The organism is Bacillus haynesii (assembly GCF_001969855.1).
Lineage (GTDB): Bacteria > Bacillota > Bacilli > Bacillales > Bacillaceae > Bacillus > Bacillus haynesii.
The window spans coordinates 1-18,628 of sequence record NZ_MRBL01000004.1 but is presented as its reverse complement, the minus strand read 5'-3'; the positions used below and the strand labels follow the sequence as shown (position 1 = coordinate 18,628).

Genomic DNA, 18,628 nt, shown 5'->3' with positions numbered 1-18,628 from the left:
ACAATATTCGCAACGAAAGTTCTACAAAACTTTACAAAAAGTTCTTACAATAGAAATTGTTACTCTAATCTGAAAGGTGGAGAAATGGTGGGAATACAGAAAAGACGGTTTTCAGGGAAAAACATTCTCCGTATTCTGCTAACCTCAGTGATGATATTCAGTTTACTCATTCCAAACACCCAGACATATGCAGAAGAACAAAATGAACACCCGCTGATCAACCTCAGCATTTTGGGCACGACAGATATCCACGCCCATATCATGGATTATGACTACTATGCCGACAAAGAAACGGCTGAATTCGGACTGGCCCGCACGGCTCAGCTGATCGAAAAGTACCGGAGCCGGAATCCAAACACGATTCTTGTCGACAACGGCGACTTAATTCAAGGGAACCCTCTAGGGGAATACATCTTCAAACATGAACGTGAATCGATGATCTCCGGAACGAAAACACACCCGATCATTGATGTCATGAACAAACTGCACTATGACGCCGGCACGCTCGGAAACCACGAATTCAACTACGGCCTTGAATTCCTTGACGGCACGATAAAAGGCGCCGAATTTCCCATCGTCAATGCCAATATTAAAACACCGGACGGAAAGAACAAATATACGCCATATCATATTGAAGACCGGACGCTGACGGATGAAAGTGGCCAAAAGCACCAGCTTAAAGTCGGCTACATCGGCTTCGTTCCGCCGCAGATTTTAACATGGGATAAAAAGCACCTGGACGGCAAAATCACGGTGCAGGACATTACCGAATCAGCAAAAGAAACGATTCCGAAAATGAAACAGGAAGGCGCCGACGTGATCATCGCGATCGCCCACTCCGGAATTGAAAATGGCAAACAGGCGGCGGGAGCCGAAAACGCCGTATATGATCTGGCTCTCAAGACGGAAGGAATAGATGCGATCATCTCCGGACACCAGCACGGTCTATTCCCCGGCACCGACTATCCCGGAAATGGCGTGATCGACAATCAAAAAGGAACGATCAACGGCATCCCTGTCGTTATGCCGAAAAACTGGGGCAGCCATTTAGGAATCATCGATATGCAGCTTGAACAGGACGGCGGCAAATGGACAGTGAAAGATGCCAGCGCAAAAACGGAAGCGATTGCCGGCAATGTGACGTCGCGACACGAAACCGTCGTTTCCGCGATTAAAGACACGCACGAAAAAACGCTTAAATACGTCCGCGCGCCGGTTGGCCAAACGGAAGCCGATATTAACAGCTTTTTCGCACAAGTAAAAGACGATCCTTCGATCCAGATTGTCACAGACGCACAAAAATGGTATGCGGAAGATGTCATGAAGGGCACGGAGTACGAAAACCTGCCGATTTTATCAGCGGGCGCGCCGTTTAAAGCAGGAGGACGCAACGGTGCTGATTATTATACAAACATTAAAGCAGGAAACCTTGCGATCAAAAACATCGGCGATTTGTATTTGTACGACAATACGCTCTATATCGTCAAGCTGACGGGAAGCGAAGTGAAGGACTGGATCGAAATGTCGGCCGGGCAGTTCAACCAGATCGATCCTTCAAAATCGGGTGAACAGGCGCTCCTCAACCCCGATTTCAGGTCGTATAATTTCGATGTCATTGACGGTGTGACCTACCAGATCGATGTCACACAACCGGCAAAATACAATGCGTCAGGCGGGGTGAAAAATCCGCAGGCGAACCGCGTCAAACAGTTGTCTTACAACGGAAAACCCGTCCGCGACGACCAGGAATTTCTTGTGGTCACAAATAATTACCGCGCGTCCGGGGGCGGCGGATTCCCACATCTGACTCAAGACAAAGTCGTTTATGCGGCAGCTGATGAAAACAGGCAGGTGCTCATGAACTACATCATGGAAAAGAAAACGGTCAATCCTGCCGCCGACAACAACTGGTCGATCGCTCCGATTAAAGGAGCCGATGTGACATTTGAATCTTCCCTCCTCGCCAAACCGTTTGCTGAAAAAGCGAAAGACATCGATTTTGTCAGGGAATCCGAAAACAGCGGATATGGCGTCTATAAACTGAACTTTGACGGTTCAGAGCCTCCCGTTGATGATGGAAACTGGACGTTAACAGTCATGCACACGAACGACACGCACGCCCACCTTGATGAAGCGGCAAGGCGCGCTGCCAAAGTGAAAGAAATCCGCAGTGAAGCAGAAAACAATGTGCTGCTCGATGCCGGCGATGTCTTTTCCGGCGATCTGTATTTTACAAAATGGAACGGACTCGCCGATTTGAAACTGATGAACATGATGGGCTATGACGCCATGACCTTCGGCAACCATGAATTTGATAAGGGACCTAAAGTGCTCGCAGACTTTCTCAGCGGAAACTATGCAGCCGTCGATCCGTTAAACAGACACCAGCTGGAAAAGCCCGATTTTCCGATTGTCAGCTCCAATGTCGATGTATCAAAAGAGCCTCAGCTGCGAAGCTTTCAAAAAGAGCCTGCAGTCTTAACAGCGGGAAAAAAGAAAGAAAGCGGCATCTATCCTTATATTCTGCTTGATGTAAACGGCGAACAAGTCGGCGTATTCGGCCTGACGACGGAAGATACGTCATATACGTCAAGCCCTGGTCCAAACATTGCGTTTCACGACGCTTATCAGTCAGCGGAGAAAACGGTCAAGGAACTGAAAGAAAAAGAAAAGGTCAACAAAATCATCGCCCTCACCCACCTCGGCTACAATCGGGATCTGGAGCTTGCAAAAAAAGTGAAGGGCATCGATTTGATTATCGGCGGGCATACGCATACACTCGTCGATCACTTGAAAGTAGTCGAGAGCGAAGAACCGACAATCGTCGCCCAGGTGAAAGACTACGGGCAGTTTTTGGGAAGGGTCGATGTTGTGTTTGATGAGAATGGCGTCGTTCAAACGAACCAATCAAGGTTCAATTTGATCGCGATCGACGACAAAGTGGACGAAGACCCTCCTGCGAAAGAAGTGCTTGACGGTTTTAAAGAAGATATTGACGAACTGAAAAAGAAAAAAGTAGGCTATGCCGATGTCCCGCTTGACGGAAAACGCGAGCATGTCCGCTCAAAAGAAACGAACCTCGGCAATTTTATCGCGGACGGCATGCTGAAGAAAGCAAAACAAGCCGGCGGCGCTGACATCGCCATCACAAACGGCGGCGGAATCAGGAGCGGTATTGCCAAAGGCGACATCACACTCGGCGATGTGCTGACAGTCATGCCGTTCGGCAACACCCTTTATGCCGCTGATTTGACGGGGGCGCAAATTAAAGAAGCGCTTGAGCACGGGGTGAGCCAAGTCGAAGAAGGCGGGGGCGCGTTTCCGCATGTCGCGGGTTTATCCTTCACCTTTACACTGAGCAAGCCAAAAGGTGAACGCATCCTCGATGTGAACCTCGTCAATGACAAAGGGGACGCTGTTCCGCTCGATTTGGACAAAACCTACCGCGTCGCTACAAATAACTTCATGGGCGGCGGCGGAGACGGCTATTCCGTTTTTAAAGAAGCGAAAAACGGTGTCGATCTCGGCTTTACCGATTACGATATTTTTACAGAACAGCTTGCCTTATACGATTCTGTTTCACCGAACATCGAAAACAGAATCACAGAAGTGTTCCTTCCTGACCGTCAGGCAGACGGCACTTGGACGCTTGCGGAAAAGCCGTTCGAAACATACGCGAAAAACGCAAATCAGGTGATTGCTTATTTCCCTGACACAGAAAAGGAACACATCAAGCTGAATATGACAAAAGCACAGACTGGCCTTGTGAAAGAAAGAACTGGTGATCCAAGTATCACCCTGAAAAACGATCGTATTGCGATGCAGCTTCCAGCTGTTAATCTGGCAAGCGAAAAGACAAAAATCAGCATTAAAATCGCCAAGGATATCAAACAGGCGGTCACAAAGGTATATGATTTCAACATTCAGCAGAATGGAAAAGCGATCAGCACATTTAAAGAGCCTGTCGGACTGTTTTTCCAAGTTGATGCTCCTGACAAACATTTGAGCGTCTATTATGTCGACCGCAAAAACAACAGCTTCACAAAAGTGACAAACGGCTATACGAAAGACCGTACCGTTGCAGGCTATGTCGACCATTTCAGCGAGTATACCGTGATGAATGACAATGATGCCGGGTCACCTTCACTTCCGCCGGGTTCCGGCGATGATGACGGTCCGGATGGCGGCAGCGGCGGTGAGCCCCCTGCTTCGCCCGGCGCCGGAAGCGGCGGAGACGGATCAGGCGGTCATGACAGCGGCGGGTCAGATGACGGAAATCAACCTTCCGATGGTTCAAACGGCGGATTTTTGCCTGACACCGCTTCAAGCGCCTATCATTGGCTGATGCTCGGCCTGCTGCTGCTTATATCCGGAAGCGGCCTGTACCTTTACCAAAGGAAGCGGCGCAAACTCCAAATCTAAATATAAAAAAAGTGCGGTCTGCTAAAGGCAGAACCGCACTTTTCTTATTCAACCCATTTCACGATTTGATCAAACGCCCGTCTCGTCTTCGGACGCGGCTCTTTCACGCGGTATCCGAAAGCGGCCATGACTGAGATGTCAAAGCGTCCGTCCTCCAACAATCCTTCTTTTTCAAGGATGTCGTGGACTTTGTCGTAGTTAAAGCCTTCAATCGGGCAAGAGTCAATACCGATCAAGGCAGCTGCCGTCATCATGTTGGCAAGCGCGATGTACGTTTGCTTTGATACCCAGTCAAACATCGCTCTGTCGCTTTCGTACAAATGAAAATCGCCGTCTTGGAAACTTTTCAGAACACCGTCTTCTTTCAGCATATTTTCAATGATGTCCTCTGGCATCTTTTTCACATGCTTTAATTGATCTGCTACATAGCCGGAATCATGTCGCATTTCCTTAGCCGTGCGTCCGAGCAGCAAAACGAAATGACTGGCTGTCGGTAGCTGTCCTTGCGCGCCCCATGAGACTTGGCGCAGTTTTTCACGCAGCTCTTTATTTTGGACGACGACAAATTTCCACGGTTCGAGGCCGACCGAGCTTGGCGACAGTCTGCCCGCTTCTAAAATGAACTGAAAATCCTCATCTGATATCTTTCTGTCCGGATCAAATTCTTTTGTCGCGTGTCTAAATTGGAATGCGTCAAGAATCTCCTGCTTCTTTGATTGCTCTGTCATGTTCTGTTCTCTCCTTTTGTCTATAGTTTATATTCCTTTCTTAATTTCATTCTAATCATTATAATAGCAATAAGAAAGTACGCACATTTTTGTGGCATAGTATCATTTTTTATACTAAGGAGAGAGGAAAATGAAAAAGTATCCGGCAGCATGCGAAGCACCGGACGGTTATTCATGCCCGGTGGAAGCAACGATCGATATCATCGGCGGCAAATGGAAAAGCGTCATTTTGTATCACTTGATCAATGATAAAAAACGCTTTAATGAGCTGCGGCGCTTAATTCCCGCCGTGACACAGCGGATGCTGACCCTCCAGCTTCGCGAACTTGAGCGCGACGGCATCGTCTGCCGCACGATTTATAAGCAGGTTCCGCCGAAAGTCGAGTACAGTTTAACAGAGTTCGGCAAGACGCTGATCCCGATCATCAGTCAAATGATGAATTGGGGAACGTCATATGCCGGCAAAATCAAGGAAGCGCGTCAAAGATCGGCTGCGGCTGAAAAGCTTGAATCGCAAGGCTAATTGGCCGGCTCGATTTTCAAAAGAAAGTCTTTGATCTTGCTTAAGTATTCTTCAGGATTGTGGCGAAATCCGCCGACATGTCCCGCGCCTTCAATCAAATACAGTTTCTTGAATCCTTTTTTCCGTTCATACAAGCTTTTAGCCATTTCCGGCGGAACAAGCTGATCGTTAGTGCCGTGGATGATCAACAGCGGCGTGTCTGACTGTTCAAGATTGCTGACCGGCGATATGTCGGCAAGGCTCCAGCCGTGACGCCGTTTAATCAGCCCGCTTGCCAACGGGATGAGAAACGGCACGGACAATTTGACGGCGGCTTTCAGCTGAAAGCGGCATAGCTCTGTTAAATCGCTGAAGCAGGAATCGGCAATACAAAACTTGATTCTCCGGTCCTGTTTCATCAGCTCGATGGCAGCCGCCGCTCCGAGCGATTCACCAAGAACCCCGATCCAAAGATCTTTGCCAAACCTGTTCTCAAGCTCGTCAGCCCACCTCGCCAAATCGTCCTTTTCGTAAAACCCGTAGGAAACGTGTGAACCGCCGCTCAACCCGTGACATCTGCTGTCGCAAAGCAGGACATTGTAGCCGATGGACTGGAACATCTCGACGTATTTATACCCTCCAAACAGCGACCACTTGATGCCGTGGGAGATGATGACGGCTTTCCTGCTCTTTTGAACAGGAAAAAGCAGCGCATGCAGCCGGCATCCATCCCCCGCCGTCAAAAACAGCTCTTCTTTGTCATGTGACTCAAACACGTCATCGATGATCTCGCCGTGTTTGAGTCCGCTGAAAAAGGTTTCTTCATATGCGCTCCGGTTCGGCAAAACAAACAAATAGCTGACAATCAGACTGACCGCAAAAACACTGATTCCAATTCCAAAGACCATCAACAGAATTCCGATCCACACGGCCCTCACCCTTTACGTTCTTGTTTAAACTTATTGTATTCCGAACGTGTCTGGGCGTGAGTCGCGGCAGAAAAATTGACGTCAAGGGCGCCCGTTTCCGAGTTGGATCACTTTCGCTTTTCCGGCTGCTTTCCTCAGGACGCCTCTCGTATCAAATATCACGTTTGCATAGTTTAATAACAGCTCTTTCGGAAGTGCGTCATGATCGGTCAAAACGACAACACAGTCGTACTCTTTCAGCATCTCTGAATCTATCGGCATGCTTGCTAGTTTTTTGCCGCTGAGGTCGAGATCAGGAACGTGCGGATCATGGTAGGAAACATCAGCTCCCATGCCGATCAGCTTTTCTAAAATGTCAAGCGATTTTGATTCGCGGACATCCGCTATATTTCGTTTATAGGTGACGCCGTAGATTAAAATGCGGGCGTCTGTCGCCTTGTCTTTCCCTGCCAGTTGCAAGGAACGCTCTGCGATATAGCGGACGATTCTTTCATTTGTTGCTTCCGACAGCTCGATAAAGTCGCTCGATAAACCGCTTTGTTTCATGACAAACTGCAAATACAGCGGGTCGACAGGGATGCAATGGCCGCCGATGCCGGGGCCTGGATAAAACGCCGCAAACCCGTACGGCTTCGTGCTTGCCGCCTCGATGACTTCCCACACATTCACCCCGAGCCTGTCGCACATCATCGCGAATTCATTAATGAATGATATATTAATAAACCGGTACGTATTTTCGAGCAGCTTTGTCAGCTCCGCTGTTTCAGGTGATGTAACTGGCACAACTTCTTCATAAATGCCGCTGTATAACTGATGCACCTTTTCAAGGCATGCCTCCGTCGCTCCTCCTACTACCTTCGGCACGACCTCAATCGGGAACTGATTGCCCGGATCAACGCGTTCTGGAGAATAAGCCAAATAAAAATCCTTTCCGCATACAAGGCCGCTTTTTTCCAGGATTGGTTTGACGATGTCCCTTGTCGTACCCGGATATGTCGAGCTTTCCAACACGACGAGCTGCCCTTTTTTCAAATGCGCTCCAATCGATTGCGCCGCTCCTTTCACATAATTCAAATCAGGACCCGCATCTTCATTCAGCGGCGTCGGTACGCAGATGATGACGGCATCCGCTTCACTGATTAAACCGTAGTCCGAAACAGGACGAAAGAAACCGGTGCCTATTCCGTCCTGCACCGCTAGATCGTTTATATCTGAAATATAGCTGTTTCCCTTCTGTAATGTCTCGACTTTCTTTTTGTCCAAATCAACACCGATAACCCGAATTCCTTTTGATATCAACAACATGGCCAAGGGCAGACCGACAAACCCCAAGCCGATGACCGCTATCGTTTCGTTATGCTTTTCCTGTTTGCTCATTTATCAAATCGCCCCTTCTGTACATTCCTTTAATAAACTATGTTTCAAATCTTTTTTTGAAAGGGACGATCTACCAAATCAAAACCTATTTATTTTTCATATCAGATGTTTGAAATGAAGAAAGAGGCAGCTGCACCGGCTGCTTCTGCAGCACAGACTGATAGATTCCAAAAATCGTTTCAATCGCCTTTTTTCCTTCATATCCGTCAACCAATAATGTGTCTTGGCGCTTGACGGCGTTTATAAAGTTTTGATACATTGCGGTTTGTTCGCCGCCGAGATCAATCAGCTGTGCCGCATCTTCCGCATCCGCCTTCTCCCCGTGGATATACCAGCGGCTGATCCGGTTTAATGCCGGGCCTTCCAATGAAATTGTTCCATTTTCTCCAAAAATCGAGAGAGAGCTTCCGATATTGTTTGGCTGTGTGACGATATTCGCTTCTACTACTCCTTTCGCCTGACTGGCAAACGTCAGAACACCGACAGCAACATCTTCCGTTTCTTTAGCTCCGGAGCCGCCCAGTATATCTCCGTAAACGCCTTTTACATCACCTAAAAACCATTGCAGCAGATCGATCAGGTGTATTCCTTGATTGACCAGCATCCCGCCGTCTTTTTCCCAGCTTCCTCGCCAGGATGCCGCTTCATAATAAGCGGGGGATCTGTTTAAGCGGAGCGATACTGTACCTAAGTAAATCCTCCCCAGTTTTCCTTTCTCAATCGTTTCCTTCAGTCTTTTCATGATCGGCCGGTGGCGCATCTGGTGGCAGACCATGAGCTTCAGCCCGTTCTGTTCCGCCAGTTCAATAAGCTCATCGGCATCCTGTAATGACAAGGTCATCGGTTTTTCGACGATGACGTGCTTGCCTGCCAGCAGCGCATGTTTGGCCATTTCGGCGTGCAGTCCCGAAACCGCCGCAATAATGACCGCTTCTATTTTAGAATCTGAAAGCAGCGCTTGATACTGCGGATAACGGGTCATTCGGCTTTCATCCCCGGCGAGGGAAGCATAGTATTCTGCCGCTTCCTTCATCCGTTCTTCCTGCAAATCACTGACAGCCGACAACTTTGCCTCATCGCACCCGGCCAGTGCTTGAAGATGTTTTCTTGACATATAGCCGCAGCCGATTAAACCAAAATGAACCGTCACTTTTCCCCTCCTCCTTTTTTCAGCAGGGCGGAAATAATCTGCTCTTGTTCCTCAGCGGCTAGAAAAGGATCCATCGGAATGGCGAAAAGGGTTTCGGACAAGGACTCGGCTATAGGAAAATCGCCTTTTTTGTACTGCAGGGAAGAATAGACTGCTTGCAAATGAAGGCAACAAGGATAATACACGCCTGAATGAATGTGCTGCTCTTTCAGCGATTGAATGATGTTGTCGCGGTTTTTCGCGCCGATACAATAGAGATGATAGATATGTGTGCGGTCTTCTTTCTCAGCCGGCTGTGTAAGATGCCGCGCCGTTTTCAAACCTTCCTTGTAGCGGCTGGCCACTCTTCTTCTTTGTTCATTCCAGCCGTCGATTTTCTCAAGAAGAATGAGCAAAGCGGCGGCATGTAATTCATCAAGACGGCTGTTGAAACCGATTTTGTCATGGAAGTATTTTTTGCTAGTGCCATGGGTTCTGAGTGTTCTTAATTGCCGGGCCGCATCCGGATCTGAAATCGTCACTATTCCCCCGTCTCCCAACGTTCCTAAGTTTTTTGTCGGGAAAAATGAAAAGCAGGCGGCATCCCCGATACTGCCGACAGGACGCCCTTTATACGAAGCGCCGAACGCTTGGCAGGCATCCTCAATCACAAGCAGTCCGTGTTTTTTGGCAATCGCCATGATCTCGTCCATATCAGCCGGCTGTCCGAAGATGTGGACGGGAATGATCGCTTTAGTAGCAGGGGTGATCTTTTCTTCTATTTTTTTCGGATCAAGATTGTAGGTTTCAGGATCGACATCAGCAAACACCGGCTTAGCCCCCACTCTTGAGACAGCTTCGGCGGTGGCGAAAAAAGTGAACGGCGTCGTAATCACTTCATCCCCTTTGCCGATGCCGAAAGCTTCGAGTGTCAGCACCAATGCATCCGTTCCGTTGGCGACCGTGACCGCTTCTTTTACACCAAGCTTTTCGGCTATTCTTTTCTCTAATTCTCCAACCTTTGGCCCCAATATATATTGGCCGCTGTCCAACACATGCTCAAACTCTTGTAAAATATCCTGTTTTACCGTTTGAAATTGACGTTTTAAATTGATTAACGGAATCATTTCTGTTCCTCCTCTAAAATCAAAAAGTTCCAAAATAAGTTATGATGACTGCCGATCATTTGGCACGGCTTGATTTTAAACATAAAAAAAGACCTACTTGATCAGTAAGTCTTTACAATGCTATTTGTTAATGCCTAATTTTCCTTCAAGCAGCTGTTTGTTATGAAGGACGGATTTGTCTTCGGGCCGGTATTTTCTCGCCTCTTCATTGTGCTGATACGACTTTTCAAAGTCTCCTAAATTGTAATGGCACACACACATTTGCAAATGAGGGTACCAAGTGTAGTATGCCGGATAGGTGAAGCTCCATTTGTTTGATTCAGGCACCAGTGTTGTCGCCAGCTCATACCAGTAGATAGCGGCTTTATATTCCCGCCTCCGCTGAAAGTTATAGCCGATTCTTGAGCATGTTTCGGCACGAGGCGTTTTGGAAAATTCAAATGACTGGAACAGCGATCTCAGCTCATTGTCCAAGTCGCCGAGAAAGCGGTGGCAGTCGGCTTTGTTGATGCAGGCGTATACTTTGTCTTCAATCCACCCTTCTTTCATTTCAATGTTTTTATTGTAGCTTTCAATCGCTTTTTCGTAGTGTCTGTTTTCTCTTAATTCATTTCCGTAGTAAAAATAGTCGCGCGGGGTAAACGTGTCGCCGCGATCGATCTTCTTTTGGTAAATATTGAGGTTTCGTCCGACAGAGTGGCGGATTTTTTTATGCGTCACCGAGATATCGGCATTGATGATGTTCCCGAATACCTCCAAATATTGATGGCAGTCGCCTTTCCATTTAAAGTTTTTCTCCCTTTTCACCAGGCGGTTGCGGCGGTACCTTAATGTCACATTTCCGAATTCGTCAGTTCCTGCATCATAGTACATGGACACGGAATCAACGGAAGGATCAAGCGTTTCCTTCAACTCTTTTAATTTTTTCTGATCTTTCTCAAGCAAAACATCATCCGCATCCAGATAGAGAATATAATCCTTCGTGGCGTGCTTGAACGATTCATTGCGGGCAGCCGCAAAATCGCCGATCCATTCAAAGAAAAAGACGCGGTCTGTGTATCGCTTCGCAATCTCGACGGTTTGATCTGTCGACCCCGTATCAACAATGTTAATTTCATCTACAATATCTTTCACAGTATCAAGGCATCTCGCTAATACTTCTTCTTCATTTTTGACAATCATACATAGACTGATTGTAACCAAAGCCTTCACTCCCTGTTTTTTCAAGACTCTATTTTTAAAATCTACCCATAAAATATGAACCAGCAGCTGATCGCGTTTGTGCCACTGTCACTGTTTTATATTTTCAAGGCTGCGCCATTTCCAAAGTATTTTTCATAGAACTTTCTTTTCTCGCTTGAATATAGATACTACTAGCGAAAATGTGTTTAACAAGGAGGTTTCAGATGGATAATGAATTGGAATATCTGCTAGACTCTGTTGGGCTTAGCTGGAGAGACACTGAAATATCCCAACTGATTTTGCAACACAAATGGCACGATGCTGCGCAGAAGCTGGAAGAGAGGCTGGCGTTCGCTCCCTTCGATCCCGGCTTGCTGATAAGCGCTGCTTTTGTCTATGAAAAAAAGCAGCAGGTTCAGAGAGCGTCTGAATTATATGATGATGCCCTCCTGTTTGTCAGGCGCGAACATCAACATCGCCTCAGGAAGGAGAAAGAGGATCTTTTAAAAAAAATGGTCAGGCGTCCAAAGATCATTTTTTTCGTCAAACCGGATTTGGACCGGTTTTTGAATTCTGTCGTTGAGCACCTTTCCGAAACTTACCGGACCAAAAAAATCGTGGTTCATGATCTGAATCAAATCGACACTGGTATGCAATGGGCGGATATTTGCTGGTTTGAATGGTGCGATGATTTATTGATCCACGGGAGCAAAGTCCCTTCTGCAGCTGTCAAAACGTTAATATGCAGGCTCCACAGCTATGAGGCATTTACTTTTTATATTAAAAAGGTATATTGGCAAGCGGTGGACCAAGTGATTTTTGACGGGGAACATATGCGGGAATACGTATTAGATCAAGTTAAAACGTTGAAAAAAGAGAAAACGGCCGTCGTTCCAAATGGAATCAAGTTAGATCAATACTCCTTTCAGCAAAGGCAAAAAGGATTTCATATCGCATATGTCGGCTATATCAACTATAAAAAAGGTCCGATGCTTTTGCTGCAGGCTTTCAAGGCACTGATTGACAAAGACCCAAGATACAAATTGTTTATCGCCGGGACGTTTCAGGACGCCCGCTATCAGTTGTATTTCAGGCAAATGATTGATGAGCTCCGGCTGACTGACAGCGTCCAATTTGACGGCTGGCAAGATGACATGAATCAATACTTGGAGGATAAGCATTACCTGATTTGCACGAGCCTTCTTGAAAGTCAGCATATGTCGGCCATGGAAGCGATGGCTAAAGGCATAAAACCGCTGATTCACAACTTTTACGGCGCAAAGACGATATACGATGAATCAGTTGTTTGGAATACGATAGATGAATTCGTGGCCATGATCATAAGCGGTGATTATACATCTCTCCATTATCGGTCGTTTATTGAAGAGCATTATTCATATGACCTGAGCATGCGCAAAATTGAAGAGATGATTTCAGGCTTTGCAAAGCAGTCAGAGTTGACGGTTATGCCAAATCCGCCGCTGATTACGGTAGGCATCATCAACTATAATTACAGTAATTTCATTGATGAATGCCTTCAATCCGTTTTAAATCAACTCTACCCTAGTATCGACATTCTGATCGTTGACGACCATTCAACTGACGACTCGATGCAAAAAATCAGCAGCTATCAAAAAACGCATCCGCACATTCGAACGATATGCCACAGCGAAAATACAAAACTTCCTGATCTCGCTTTTAAGGAAATCTTCCAAGAGGCAAAGGGAGAATATGTTTTACTTTTAAGCGCAGATGATTTCCTCCCGCACAATTTGGTGATCCATGACTTTATGCAATGCTTTTTTGAAGAAGAGGGATTGGATTATGTTTACGGCGACCTTTTGCTCGTTGATCAACACGGGAAAAATGCTGGTCTGTGGACGTATCAAGAGTATGACGATGAGGAGCTGGTGAGGACTGTTTTTCAAAGGGGCGGCTCAGGCATTGTCCCGATGGTGGGCATGTTTAAAGCATCTTATTATCAGCAAAAAGGCTTCTCTTGGCTGGTTGATCGGCAAAAGCCGCTTGCTGGCGATGTGCTGAATTGTTTAGCCAACACGAAGCGCGGCTGGAAGCGCCGCTATTTAAAAAAACCTGTATTATGCTACCGCCGCCATCAAAACAACATTTCCTACCAATTGCATAAAAGAATTCAATCGCTTGTGTACGTCATGGACTATATTGTGAAAGAATTTGACGAAAGTGTCTATTTTCCTCATATCAAATGGAAGGAGCTTGAGGAAAATCAAAGACAGTCTTTGAAGTATTTCAGCATCGGGAAAACCTTTTGGAGAATGGCCCGGGGATACGCACAAAACGGATATACCCGGCATCTAGATCAAGACGCCAAAAAAGAATGCATTCAGCCGCTCCTGAACAAAATGGATGAATACTTCCAATTAAGCCTCGCTTCAGACAATCAGTATGAACGGTATATGAAAAATATAAAAAAAATACAGCTGATATAAAACCTTCCGCTCTTTGGAAGGTTTTTCTCATATACTCTCGCACAAATACACAGTCATATAGATTCATTGATACGTATGATAGAGCGCACAAAGTGTTTTTATTCTGCCATTTAAAAGGAGAAATTGAATCAGCATGATCGATGGGAGGTCATCATGAAAGATTTCAAGTCAGATATCATTCATTGTCTGGAACAAAAAGATTGGAACAAAGCCATGAAGCGCCTAAAAGAGTGGGAAGCTGACGGCTCGCATAACGAGCCTGATTTTTATTTTCTTCAAGCCTCTCTTTCTGTTTATCTCGGCCATGACCATAACGCTTGGCTGTGGCTCTGGAGAGGGCTTGACCTTTTTCCTGATAACGGGTCTTTAAATCTGCTGATGGGAAAAGTGTGCCTGCGCACCGGAAGGGAACAAGAGAGCGCGGCCTATCTTCAAAAAGGAGATGGAGCAGAAACCGGAAGCGCGCTGAAGCTTGATCTTCCTGTTGATGAAAAAATCGAGCCTCCGGCTGGGCAAGTCCGCGTTTTGCAAGGCACGATGGAAATCGCCAATCAAATGAATACCTTGGCTAAAGGGCTCTCACAGCATGGCGCGCTTGCCCACACTTTAAATTACTATCCTTATTATTTAAATTACGCTGCCGACTACACCTGGTCATTGCTGAAAGAACGCAATACGCCCGTTATGAATGCGAGGCTGAGAAGGCTTGCCAGTGATCTCTTGCCATCCTATGATTTGTTCCATTTTCATTTTGGCACAAGCTTTACACTGGACATGTCGGATTATCCCATTTTAAAACAGGCGGGGAAACCAATGATCATGCATCATTGGGGCAGCGATGTGAGGCTTTATTCAACATTGGCTAAAACAAATCCATACGCCGTTGCAAAAACGAAAAACGAAGCGCGAATTCGATATCACCTCAAACGAATTTCACAATATGTCCAGCACTGCATCGTTGCCGATATGGAACTATACGAGTATGTAAAAAACTATTATGAGCATGTCCACATGATTCCAACCATGATCCAGCTTGACCGCTATATCCCCGACTACCGGTCAAATGAAAAGCCGCTCATCGTTCATGCCCCCACCTCTCCCGGAATAAAAGGAACCCGCCATATCCTTAAGGCTGTTGAGTCTTTAAAAGAAAAATACGATTTTCATTTTCACCTAGTACGAGGGGTTTCTCATGAACAGGCAAAGAAAATCTATCAAAAGGCGGATTTGATCATTGATCAGCTTCATATCGGCAGCTACGGATTATTTGCCGTCGAATCGATGGCAATGGGGAAACCCGTTATCTGCTGGATCAGTGATTTTATGAAGGATCACTATCCTTCCGAACTGCCTCTCATCAGAGCAAATCCTGACAACATTACAGAAGTGATTGAAAATGTGCTGAAAAACAGGGATATGCTGCCGGAAATCGGCCAGAAAGGAAGAAAATATGCAGAAGTTCATCATGATATGGTGAAAAACAGCAAAAAAACGCTGGCTGTTTATCAGTCACTTCTTTCGGGATGATGTTGAACGACTTTCGCGTAGCGGGATTTGTATTTCAAAAAAACAAAACAAGCAGGTGAACAATTGATGAGCGATATGACAGAGTTATCCGGCCAGCATATTTTCATAACTGGCGGAGCAGGCTTTATCGGATCTTCTCTAATAGGAAAGCTGATAGAGCGCAACAGCGTCACCGTATACGACAATTTTTCAAGAGACTCCCTCCGGTATAAACCTTACCGGGACCACCCTCACTTAAAGGTGGTGCAGGGAGACATTTTGGATTTGAACGCGCTTAAAAAGGCGATCCAAGGGGCCAGTCACATTGTCCACGCCGCCGGCATCGCAGGGATTGACACAGTCATTCAAAATCCGGTTAAAACGATGCAGGTCAACATGATCGGTTCAGCCAATCTGCTTGAAGCGGCTGCCGGTTTAACCGAATGCAAAAGGGTCGTCTGTTTCAGTACAAGTGAAGTGTTCGGCCAAATCGCTTTCAGAGCACGCGAGACCAGTCATACTGTTTTAGGAGCGGTAGGAGAAGCACGCTGGACATATGCTGTCAGCAAACTCGCCGAGGAACATATGGCATATGCCTATTTTAAAGAACATGGACTGCCGACCGTCACCGTCCGCCCATTTAATGTTTATGGACCGGAACAAGTCGGGGAAGGCGCCATCAAAACGATGGTTCACAGAGCGCTGTTAGATGAGCCGATCGATATTCACGGCGATGGAACGCAAATCCGGGCCTGGTGTTACGTAGATGACATGATCGACGGAATATTGCGCTGTTTGACGATGAAAGAAGCCATTGGAGAGTCTTTCAACATCGGCAATGAACGCACTGTGATTACCGTATACGGATTGGCAAGCACGATTATCAGAGTTCTCGGATCAAAATCACAAATCTTCTTTAGAGAGAAAAAAGAAGCCGATATTGAACTTCGCATCCCTCAGGTCAATAAAGCGAAAGAAATGCTCGGTTTCAGCGCTAAAGTGGATCTGGAAGAAGGCATCAGAAGAACAGCTGAGAGCATTAAAAAAAATTTGGATCAATAAGAAAGGAGGCGCTTTTGTTGAAACAATGGAAAAGCGAAGGAAAAGGTGAATTTACCCTTTCCCAGCTTGGAGGATACGGCGAAAATGTCGTTATTGAAGACGGAGTCCGCATTTTCCATCCGGAAAATATCTATATCGGAGATAACGTTTATATCGGCCATGACACGATTTTAAAAGGCTATTATAAGCATGACCTGATCATCGGCTCAAACAGCTGGATCGGTCAGCAATGTTTTATACACGGTGCCGGCGGGGTTACAATCGGAGAATTTGCGGGAATTGGTCCGAATGTCCGGATACATGCCGCTTACCATACCGATCCCGAGAAATCCGATAGTACCATTTTGTTTTCGCCGCTTACATTCGCTCCCATTCATATTGAAGAAAACTGCAACATCGGGATCGGTGCGTCTATTTTAGCAGGCGTTACGATAGGCGCCCACTCCAAAATCGGAGCAAATGCCGTCGTCAATCGTCATATTCCCCCGTACAGCATAGCGGTAGGCGTGCCGGCAAAGATCATCAAAAACCGAAGGATGAAAGATGAGGAGCGCTCATGATCAGGTTGATCGAGCCGTATATTACGTTTAAAGAAGTGGAAGCAGAATTAAAAGAAATATTTTCCTCCGGCATGCTGACAAAAGGCCCTTTCGTCAGAACATTTGCTGATCATATTAAACAGTATGTAAGTGCAAAGCATGCTTTTTTAACAACATCGGCTACAACGGCTTTATCGGTGTGCCTTAAAAGCCTGAACGTCCAACCCGGAGACGAAGTGATCGTCTCAGACTTTTCGTTTCCCGCCACTGTCAATGTAATAGAAGATTTAGGTGCCAAGCCGGTTTTTGCCGATGTTGATCTTGAAACATTTAACATGCTTCCAGAAGAGCTGGAAAGTCAAATCACGTCCCGGACAAAAGCCGTTCTTTTTGTAGATGCTCTTGGAAACCCGACAGGCATCACCAACATTAAACACATATGTGAAGAGTATAGCTTACCACTCGTGGATGATGCTGCGTGTGCGATCGGCAGCAGTGAGTACGGCTGTAAATCCGGAAAAATTGCCGATCTCACCTGTTTCAGCTTTCACCCCAGAAAGCTGCTTACGACAGGCGAAGGCGGAGCAATTACAACCGACCGGGAAGAGTTGAAAGATTGGTTTTCAGTCAAGTTAAACCATGGCGCCGCTATCTCTGACGGCCAATTGGATTTTATGGATTTCGGCTACAACTACAGATTATCTGATATCCAAGCCGCTCTTGGAATCAAACAGCTCCAAAAACTTGATGACATCATTCATCGCCGAAACCTTCAGCAGAAAGCATATAGTGAACAGCTTGAACCCCTCGGATTCCAAAGTCAAAAAATCGGTCCTGACGTTGTACACAACATACAATCCGCCGTTTTTAAAGTTCCAAAAAACATCGTTCGCGACGAATTGATTCAATATTTGAGAGACTGCCATATAGAGTCGACTTTCGGCACCTATTGCTTAAGCGGCACTACCTATTACCGCCGCAAATACAGGCAGATTAAACCCAATTCCATTTTTCTTGAACAAAATACGATCACCCTCCCCTGTCATGACCAAGTCAATGTGGATCAGGTAGTCTCAGCCATTCAATCATTTAGCCAACGTAAAGGCTAATCAATCAAAACATCCCTTTCACAAAATAGTGACAGGGATGTTTTTTTATTCTTAGAAGTAAGCAAGAATAAAAATAGAAAAAAAGGCAGTAAACCATAGGTTTACTGCCCCCTGAATCATTCGCATAGATTACAGCGAACTTCCGGGAAAACAAACATTTAACGGAAAGTATTTGCTAATAGCCGTTAGATATTAAGCGCCGGTTGGACCTGTTGGGCCAGTTGGGCCAGTTGGACCTGTCGGGCCTGTCGGGCCGGTCGCTCCGGTTGCTCCTGTTGCTCCCGTTGCTCCCGTTGCTCCTGTCGCTCCGGTCGGGCCGGTTGCGCCTGTTGCGCCTGTTGCGCCTGTCGCTCCGGTTGGACCTGTCGCTCCCGTTGCTCCTGTTGCTCCGGTTGGACCTGTCGCTCCTGTCGGACCTGTTGGACCTGTTGCTCCTGTTGGACCTGTCGGGCCTGTCGGGCCGGTTGCTCCCGTTGCTCCCGTTGCTCCGGTCGCTCCTGTTGCTCCGGTCGCTCCGGTTGCTCCGGTCGGACCTGTCGCTCCGGTTG

Annotated in this window: 14 protein-coding genes; 7 read left to right on the top strand and 7 right to left on the bottom strand. The window is 46.6% G+C overall.

Features of this window, described 5'->3' with window-relative positions:
* The first annotated feature begins 84 nt into the window (after positions 1–84).
* Positions 85–4,422, top strand: coding sequence for a multifunctional 2',3'-cyclic-nucleotide 2'-phosphodiesterase/3'-nucleotidase/5'-nucleotidase (locus BTA31_RS04200; protein ID WP_076789082.1), 4,338 nt, complete (start codon positions 85–87; stop codon positions 4,420–4,422).
* A 44-nt stretch (positions 4,423–4,466) separates the two neighbouring features.
* Here BTA31_RS04200 and BTA31_RS04195 read toward each other — a convergent pair whose 3' ends face one another.
* On the bottom strand, positions 4,467–5,150 hold the full coding sequence (locus BTA31_RS04195) for an NAD(P)H-dependent oxidoreductase (protein WP_076789078.1): 684 nt from the start codon (positions 5,148–5,150) through the stop codon (positions 4,467–4,469).
* A gap of 130 nt (positions 5,151–5,280) precedes the next feature.
* On the opposite strand from BTA31_RS04195, the gene BTA31_RS04190 reads away from it, so the two are divergent.
* Positions 5,281–5,673, top strand: a complete 393-nt coding sequence (locus tag BTA31_RS04190; protein WP_076789074.1) for a winged helix-turn-helix transcriptional regulator — start codon at positions 5,281–5,283, stop codon at positions 5,671–5,673.
* On the opposite strand, the gene BTA31_RS04185 is transcribed toward BTA31_RS04190, so the two are convergent.
* The 5 genes from BTA31_RS04185 to BTA31_RS04165 all read right to left on the bottom strand — a co-directional run bounded on the left by BTA31_RS04185 (position 5,670) and on the right by BTA31_RS04165 (position 11,417).
* Entirely contained in the window at positions 5,670–6,581 is a 912-nt protein-coding gene (locus BTA31_RS04185; protein ID WP_076789069.1) for an alpha/beta hydrolase, read from the bottom strand. The genes BTA31_RS04190 and BTA31_RS04185 overlap by 4 nt on opposite strands.
* An 81-nt stretch (positions 6,582–6,662) precedes the next feature.
* A complete protein-coding gene (locus tag BTA31_RS04180) occupies positions 6,663–7,958 on the bottom strand; it encodes a nucleotide sugar dehydrogenase (protein WP_076789066.1) in 1,296 nt (431 codons plus the stop codon).
* A gap of 85 nt (positions 7,959–8,043) precedes the next feature.
* Positions 8,044–9,108 (bottom strand): Gfo/Idh/MocA family protein, encoded by a 1,065-nt coding sequence (locus BTA31_RS04175; protein ID WP_076789063.1) that lies wholly within the window; start codon positions 9,106–9,108, stop codon positions 8,044–8,046.
* Positions 9,105–10,214 carry a DegT/DnrJ/EryC1/StrS family aminotransferase gene (locus BTA31_RS04170; RefSeq protein ID WP_076789060.1) on the bottom strand — a complete coding sequence of 370 codons (1,110 nt, stop codon included), beginning with the start codon at positions 10,212–10,214 and terminating at the stop codon, positions 9,105–9,107. The genes BTA31_RS04175 and BTA31_RS04170 overlap by 4 nt, the downstream gene beginning before the upstream one ends.
* 120 nt (positions 10,215–10,334) lie before the next feature.
* Positions 10,335–11,417: a glycosyltransferase gene (locus BTA31_RS04165; protein ID WP_076789055.1), complete on the bottom strand. Its 1,083-nt coding sequence runs from the start codon at positions 11,415–11,417 to the stop codon at positions 10,335–10,337.
* A 203-nt stretch (positions 11,418–11,620) separates the two neighbouring features.
* On the opposite strand from BTA31_RS04165, the gene BTA31_RS04160 reads away from it, so the two are divergent.
* From BTA31_RS04160 to BTA31_RS04140, 5 genes are all read left to right on the top strand, one after another.
* On the top strand, positions 11,621–13,864 hold the full coding sequence (locus tag BTA31_RS04160; RefSeq protein ID WP_076789050.1) for a glycosyltransferase: 2,244 nt from the start codon (positions 11,621–11,623) through the stop codon (positions 13,862–13,864).
* 153 nt (positions 13,865–14,017) lie between these two features.
* Positions 14,018–15,391: a glycosyltransferase gene (locus BTA31_RS04155; RefSeq protein ID WP_076789046.1), complete on the top strand. Its 1,374-nt coding sequence runs from the start codon at positions 14,018–14,020 to the stop codon at positions 15,389–15,391.
* Positions 15,392–15,457: 66 nt separating this feature from the next.
* Positions 15,458–16,432, top strand: a complete 975-nt coding sequence (locus BTA31_RS04150) for an NAD-dependent epimerase/dehydratase family protein (protein ID WP_043925917.1) — start codon at positions 15,458–15,460, stop codon at positions 16,430–16,432.
* 17 nt (positions 16,433–16,449) lie between these two features.
* Positions 16,450–16,992, top strand: coding sequence for an acyltransferase (locus tag BTA31_RS04145; RefSeq protein WP_076789042.1), 543 nt, complete (start codon positions 16,450–16,452; stop codon positions 16,990–16,992).
* Complete coding sequence (locus tag BTA31_RS04140; RefSeq protein ID WP_076789039.1) at positions 16,989–18,080, top strand: DegT/DnrJ/EryC1/StrS family aminotransferase; 1,092 nt, start codon at positions 16,989–16,991, stop codon at positions 18,078–18,080. The genes BTA31_RS04145 and BTA31_RS04140 overlap by 4 nt, the downstream gene beginning before the upstream one ends.
* A 192-nt stretch (positions 18,081–18,272) precedes the next feature.
* Here the strand turns inward: BTA31_RS04140 and BTA31_RS04135 are convergent.
* A partial coding sequence (locus BTA31_RS04135) for a hypothetical protein (protein ID WP_193427207.1) occupies positions 18,273–18,628 on the bottom strand: 356 nt, incomplete at its 5' end.

What these genes read in the sequence shown, in the direction of transcription:
- BTA31_RS04160 (WP_076789050.1), top strand. Translation starts at nt 11,621, where the DNA reads ATGGATAATGAATTGGAATATCTGCTAGACTCTGTTGGGCTTAGCTGG.
- BTA31_RS04180 (WP_076789066.1), bottom strand. Translation starts at nt 7,958, where the DNA reads ATGAGCAAACAGGAAAAGCATAACGAAACGATAGCGGTCATCGGCTTG.
- BTA31_RS04155 (WP_076789046.1), top strand. Translation starts at nt 14,018, where the DNA reads ATGAAAGATTTCAAGTCAGATATCATTCATTGTCTGGAACAAAAAGAT.
- BTA31_RS04195 (WP_076789078.1), bottom strand. Translation starts at nt 5,150, where the DNA reads ATGACAGAGCAATCAAAGAAGCAGGAGATTCTTGACGCATTCCAATTT.
- BTA31_RS04170 (WP_076789060.1), bottom strand. Translation starts at nt 10,214, where the DNA reads ATGATTCCGTTAATCAATTTAAAACGTCAATTTCAAACGGTAAAACAG.
- BTA31_RS04150 (WP_043925917.1), top strand. Translation starts at nt 15,458, where the DNA reads ATGAGCGATATGACAGAGTTATCCGGCCAGCATATTTTCATAACTGGC.
- BTA31_RS04200 (WP_076789082.1), top strand. Translation starts at nt 85, where the DNA reads ATGGTGGGAATACAGAAAAGACGGTTTTCAGGGAAAAACATTCTCCGT.
- BTA31_RS04140 (WP_076789039.1), top strand. Translation starts at nt 16,989, where the DNA reads ATGATCAGGTTGATCGAGCCGTATATTACGTTTAAAGAAGTGGAAGCA.
- BTA31_RS04190 (WP_076789074.1), top strand. Translation starts at nt 5,281, where the DNA reads ATGAAAAAGTATCCGGCAGCATGCGAAGCACCGGACGGTTATTCATGC.